The sequence below is a fragment of the Acinetobacter piscicola genome (genome assembly GCF_002233755.1).
GTDB classification, from domain to species: Bacteria; Pseudomonadota; Gammaproteobacteria; order Pseudomonadales; family Moraxellaceae; genus Acinetobacter; species Acinetobacter piscicola.
Genome location: NZ_NIFO01000023.1, coordinates 61,456 through 67,879, shown reverse-complemented (window position 1 = coordinate 67,879; position 6,424 = coordinate 61,456). Strand labels below are relative to the sequence as shown.

Here is a 6,424-nt window from a genome sequence, read left to right as displayed (position 1 = left end):
TACGTTCAAACTTAGCCTTAGCCATGAGAGCTTCCTTTTTAAACTACTCATGCAGGGTCACTGCATGAGCACTTGGTTTTTAACTATGAATTAGTTTGGGCTTATAGTAATCGAAAGATTACTCGTCGTCACCTTTTTTACCGCCAGACTGGAATTTAGAAATGATGCCTTCAGCCACGTTACGTGGAGTTTCAGCATATTTAGCAAATTCCATAGAGTATGTCGCACGACCTTGAGACATAGAACGCATTTGAGTTGCGTAACCAAACATCTCAGCAAGTGGAACTTCAGCACGAATTGCTTTAGTACCACCAGGAAGATCGTCCATACCTTGAACCATACCACGACGACGGTTTAAGTCACCCATGATATCGCCCATGTAGTCTTCAGGAGTTTCTACTTCAACTTTCATGATCGGTTCAAGCAAGATAGGATCTGCTTTCATGAAACCATCACGGAATGCGTAAGAACCTGCCATTTTGAACGATAATTCGTCAGAATCGACATCATGGTAAGAACCATCAAATAATGTCGCTTTGATACCCACAACAGGGTAACCAGCCAATACACCATTTTTCATACGTTCTTGAATACCTTTGTCAACCGCGCCGAAGAATTCTTTAGGTACAACACCACCTACAACTTCTTCAACGAATTGGTATTCTTTACCAGCTTCTTCAACATCCATAGGCTCTAAACGAACATATACATGACCGAATTTACCTTTACCACCTGTTTGACGTACGAACTTACCTTCTTGCTCAACAGATTTTTTAATCGTTTCGCGGTAAGCAACCATTGGTTTACCAATGTTCGCTTCAACGTTAAATTCACGTTTCATACGGTCAACAAGGATGTCAAGGTGAAGCTCACCCATACCTGCAATGATCGTTTGACCAGATTCTTCGTCTGTGCGTACACGGAACGATGGATCTTCTTTCGCCAAACGGCCTAAAGCGATAGACATTTTTTCTTGGTCAGCCTTAGTTTTAGGCTCAACAGCAAGAGAAATTACTGGCTCAGGGAATTCCATACGCTCAAGTGTAATGATGTTTTTCTCATCACAAAGTGTATCACCAGTAGTAACGTCTTTAAGACCTACACATGCAGCGATATCACCAGCGCGGATTTCTTCAACGTCTTGACGATCGTTTGCGTGCATTTGCACGATACGGCCAATACGCTCACGTTTAGACTTAACTGGGTTATATACTGGGTCACCTTGTTTAAGTACACCAGAATAAACACGTACGAAAGTCAAGTTACCTACGAACTTATCGTTCATGATTTTGAACGCTAACGCAGAGAACGGAGCTTCGTCAGATGCTTCACGAATCGCTTTAGTTTCAGCTTTGTCGTCAAGAATACCTTCGATAGGCTTAACTTCTGTAGGTGATGGTAAGAATTCAATTACAGCATCCAACATACGTTGAACACCTTTGTTTTTGAACGCTGTACCACAAAGCATTGGTTGGATTTCACCAGCCAAAGTTTGCGCACGAATACCCGCGATAACGTCTTCTTTAGAAAGATCGCCTTCTTCTAGGTATTTATCCATCAACTCTTCAGATGCTTCTGCTGCAGCTTCAACCATATTGGTGCGCCACTCTTCAGCAGATGCTTGAAGATCCGCTGGAATATCGCCATATTCGAACTGCATACCTTGAGATGCTTCATCCCAAATGATTGCTTTCATTTCGATAAGGTCAACAACACCAGCAAACGTATCTTCTGCACCAATTGGAATAACCACTGGAACAGGGTGAGCGCCTAAACGAGTACGCATTTGCTCAACAACACGGAAGAAGTTTGCACCAGTACGGTCCATCTTGTTCACGAATGCTAAACGAGGCACTTTATATTTATTTGCTTGACGCCATACAGTTTCTGACTGAGGTTGAACACCACCTACAGCACAGTAAACCATGCACGCACCGTCAAGAACACGCATAGAACGTTCAACTTCGATTGTGAAGTCTACGTGTCCCGGTGTGTCAATAACGTTGATACGGTGTTCTGGGAATTGTTTACCCATACCAGACCAGAAACAAGTTGTAGCAGCTGAAGTGATAGTAATACCACGTTCTTGCTCTTGTTCCATCCAGTCCATTGTTGCTGCACCATCATGTACTTCACCAATTTTGTGAGATACACCTGTGTAGAACAAAATACGTTCTGTAGTCGTGGTTTTACCAGCATCAATGTGCGCAGAAATACCAATGTTACGATAACGAGAAATTGGGGTTTGACGAGCCATGATTTCTTGCATTCCTAAATTTTGTTGTTTAAAACAGGACGCATCAATAAGTTATTGATGCGTACGGATACTCAATACGAATTTAAGGACAACTTAAATTCCCGCAAATCCCCCACTAGAGTAGAGGGCGATGTTAAATCGAGCTGCAATACGCATGAGTATTCTCCTGATTAGGGACTGCTTTAGCCGCTTAGAAGCGGTAGTGAGAGAAGGCTTTGTTGGCTTCAGCCATACGATGCACATCTTCACGTTTTTTGATCGCTGAGCCTTTACCTTCAGCTGCATCAAGCAACTCACCAGCAAGACGTAAAGCCATAGTTTTTTCAGAACGCTTAGCAGCAGCATCTACTAACCAACGCATAGCTAAGGCAGTACGACGGGATGGGCGTACTTCCATAGGTACTTGATAAGTAGCACCACCAACACGGCGTGCTTTTACTTCGACCATTGGGCGAACTTTTTCAAGAGTAGTCTCGAAAAATTCAACTGGGTCTACTTTGTGTTTTTCTTGAACGCGATCTAAAGCACCGTAAACGATACTTTCAGCAATAGATTTTTTACCATCTTGCATTACGTGGTTCATGAATTTAGCGATTGTTTGGCTACTGAACTTCGGATCCGGAAGGATTTCACGAGCAGCGACTACGCGACGTCTTGGCATTTTAAACTACCTATAAATATGACACTTCAGGTTTATCCAGCATGAGCACAAAGTGTCGTGTGCTATTCACTGGCCTTACTACACGTCGCTTGAATTTCACAAAATTAAATGCAGAAATCAGACAAGCGAGACGATAAAGGATTGCGGTTCTATTGTCTAAAGAAGCTAATTCTTAAAGAATTATTTCTTAGGACGTTTAGTACCGTATTTTGAACGAGACTGGTTACGATCTTTAACACCAGCACAGTCCAAAGAACCACGAACGGTATGGTAACGTACACCTGGTAAGTCTTTAACACGACCACCACGGATAAGAACAACACTGTGCTCTTGTAGGTTATGGCCTTCACCACCGATATAGCTTGAAACTTCAAAACCTGAAGTTAAGCGAACACGGCAAACTTTACGCATTGCTGAGTTAGGTTTTTTAGGTGTAGTTGTATAAACACGTGTACACACACCACGGCGTTGTGGACAAGCCTTTAACGCAGGAACTTTTGATTTTTCAACCAAAGTCGTACGACCCTTGCGGATCAACTGATTTGTTGTTGCCATATGGCAATTCTCCCGTTAATAAAAAGCCTCAAAAAAGTACCACTTTTTGAGGGCATGCAATTGTAAGCCAAGAAGTAAAAATGGTCAACATTCAACGTAGCGTCAAATATTAACCATTCCAACTTTTAACTCAAATTTTAAACAATTTTAATCTGTATTATTTCCTGATTTATCAATTGCTTCATTATTTAGTTTTTCTGTTTTTGCTGTAGCTGCCTTAGGTTTTGCAGGCGCACGCTTTTTTGTTACAGTTTTTGCTGCAGCTTGATTTTTTACTTCAGGCTGTACTGCTGTCGTTGCCGTCTTTTTTGGAGCAGTGCGACGAGGCTTAGTTTGAGTCGATTTAACTTCGATCTTTTCTTGAACATGTGTATCTACAAGTGATTGAATACCTTGCTGAACTTCTTGTTCAATTTGTGACTTTTGTTCAGTTGCTGTTGTTTTTACTTTGACTGCAACTTGTTTAATGCTGTCATTCTCATTCGATGTTTGTACTGATTCATCAATTGAGTCCAGCTCTGCATGCTGATTTTGATGATGGCCTTGCTCAGAAATATCATTTAACAATAAAGGACTGGCTTGAGATAACAATTGTACAGATTTCTCATAAGCGTCTAAGACACTTATTTGTGCATCCGAATGTTGTAATAAATAATTTTGTGCACCTGAAAAAACAAGCTCCGCCTGATCAGTCGCATCTTCAACCAATTTCCAACTGTAAACGGCACTTATTCCCATCGTAGCCAATGGCGTTAATTTTGAAAGCAATCCTAATTGCGGTAAGTTATTCATCCAATTCAACTTAAATGAACCATCATCATTGGCAATCCACTTTTTAAGCAGTTCAATATCATTACCAGAACCTAGAAGTTGCTGCAACTGATTGACGTTATGTGTTTCCATCACGCCAGTAAATGCACGAATTGCTGCCATCAAAGCTTGTTTTTCCGCAACTGAGCCTAAATCAATTTGCTTGAAAATATATTCAACAACATTCTGATCTTGAATATTTAACTCAAAACCATGTGCCCGACCTGTTTGATAAATACTTCTTAGCGCAAGTGCAAGTGAGGTTGGAACATCAATAATTGCCCCTACGCCGCCAATAGCACCTGTTAAAGTGCCTTGAATCGCAGCAATAATTTTATTTTGATTGGCAATTGCCATGCTAATACGTTGTGAACGTGCAGGATCTTTGGCAAGTTCAGACAAGTTCTTTGCACCGACTTCTTTTAATAAAGCCTCTACAGAACTCCACTCAGAAACAAAATCATTCAGTTTATCGAATAAATAATCAGACAACTTATCGTTTAAATCTGGTGAAATAAATGAAGCTACATTGTTAATTTTTTTATAGTGTTTACCTAATAATTTACCCGTCACATTGGGTAAATGTTCACGCATCATTTGTTGAGGATTTTCGTATTTTTTTGGTTCAAATGCAGTTTTTTCTTTGGCTGAACCTTGAATCACTTTTGCATCTTTAGGATTTTGAACTAATTTATTTACCGAACCTGGTGCAACGTGGTTGATCATATCTAGCCCTGTTTCACTGAGCTTCTTCGCCATACCAAAAGCGTTAGAGATCAAACCACCACGTTGTTTATTATTCGAATCAGACATAATCTTTTGCTCACCCATTTATATTTCTTTCAAGATAATCGGTATTGTTGCACTCGTTCTCAACTGTAATCTGTTTTGATTCGTTAAAGAAGTAAAAATTTAAAACATTTACTGTTGTTCTTTTACTGTTGTTCTTTGTGACACAATTTGTCGCAGTAGCGTAAATACTAACTTTGCATTTGTATTTTTATTAATTAAGATCAATTTAGTCTTTAGTTTTTTGAATTTACTTACAATGATAGAAAATATTCGTACACAGATAAAACAAACTTCTGAGCAAAAATATCAAGCTGAATTTTCACGTTTAAAAGAACAAGATCAGCATAGAAAACCAGCAGGATGGCAACTTTCTGCTTATGCAGTACGTTCTTTCATATTAGGTGATTCTAAATTAGATATTCAAAAGAAATTTTATGGCGATGATGCATTGGTAGATCGCGCTTTAGTCACCTTGATGGGCAATCAAGGCTTGATGTTAGTGGGCGAACCGGGTACTGCTAAATCCATGCTTTCTGAATTATTCAGTGCTGCAATCTCTGGAAACTCTCAACTCACCATTCAAGGTACAGCAGGTACAACAGAAGACCATATTAAATACTCATGGAATTATGCATTGCTTTTATCGGAAGGCCCGACTGATAAGTCGTTAATCCCCTCGCCTTTATTTCACGCTATGAAAAATGGACAACTGGCACGCTTTGAAGAAATCACTCGTTGCCCGCCTGAAATTCAAGATGTACTTGTATCCTTACTCTCTGAGAAACAAATGATGATCCCTGAAATGGGACAAGACTTTAGTTTGCAGGCAACACAAGGCTTTAACATCATTGCTACAGCCAACTTAAGAGACCGCGGCGTACATGAAATGTCCGCAGCACTCAAACGTCGTTTTAACTTTGAAACAGTCAAGCCAATCCGTGATCGTCAGTTTGAGATTGAACTGGTTGGATTACAGCTGAAACAACAACTTGCTCATTTATACAGTGAAATCCAAATTCGCCCAGAGGTGATTGAACTTCTAGTCACTGTGTTTAATGAACTCAGGACTGGACAAAGCTTACAAGGTGCAACGTTAAAAACACCTGATGCCGTGATGTCTACTGCGGAAGCTGTCAATATTGCACATGCAGCGAGTCTACAAGCGATTTATTTGAGTGATGGTAAATTAAAAGCAGATCATATTGCGCAACAGTTGATTGGTGTAGTTTTTAAAGACAATCCTGATGATGCCAAACGCATGCGATATTATCTTGACACAGTCGCTAAAGAACGCGCGCGCAAAGATGCCGATTGGAAAGCTTTTTTTGATGCAAGTCGTGAGTTTTGAT

Annotated in this window: 5 protein-coding genes; 1 reads left to right on the top strand and 4 read right to left on the bottom strand. The window is 40.2% G+C overall.

Annotated elements, in window-relative coordinates:
• Window positions 1-118: 118 nt before the first annotated feature.
• From fusA to CDA10_RS13815, 4 genes are all read right to left on the bottom strand, one after another.
• Window positions 119-2,257 carry an elongation factor G gene (fusA, locus tag CDA10_RS13830; RefSeq protein WP_089606164.1) on the bottom strand — a complete coding sequence of 713 codons (2,139 nt, stop codon included), beginning with the start codon at window positions 2,255-2,257 and terminating at the stop codon, window positions 119-121.
• Window positions 2,258-2,447: 190 nt separating this feature from the next.
• Complete coding sequence (gene rpsG / locus CDA10_RS13825) at window positions 2,448-2,918, bottom strand: 30S ribosomal protein S7 (protein ID WP_089606163.1); 471 nt, start codon at window positions 2,916-2,918, stop codon at window positions 2,448-2,450.
• A gap of 180 nt (window positions 2,919-3,098) precedes the next feature.
• The gene (rpsL, locus tag CDA10_RS13820; protein WP_002050319.1) at window positions 3,099-3,473 is read right to left on the bottom strand and encodes a 30S ribosomal protein S12; all 375 of its coding nucleotides are present in this window, start codon (window positions 3,471-3,473) and stop codon (window positions 3,099-3,101) included.
• 147 nt (window positions 3,474-3,620) lie between these two features.
• On the bottom strand, window positions 3,621-5,096 hold the full coding sequence (locus tag CDA10_RS13815) for an EcsC family protein (RefSeq protein WP_089606166.1): 1,476 nt from the start codon (window positions 5,094-5,096) through the stop codon (window positions 3,621-3,623).
• A gap of 235 nt (window positions 5,097-5,331) precedes the next feature.
• Between CDA10_RS13815 and CDA10_RS13810 the strand changes: the two genes are divergently transcribed.
• Entirely contained in the window at window positions 5,332-6,423 is a 1,092-nt protein-coding gene (locus tag CDA10_RS13810; RefSeq protein ID WP_089606162.1) for an ATP-binding protein, read from the top strand.
• Window position 6,424 lies beyond the last annotated feature (1 nt).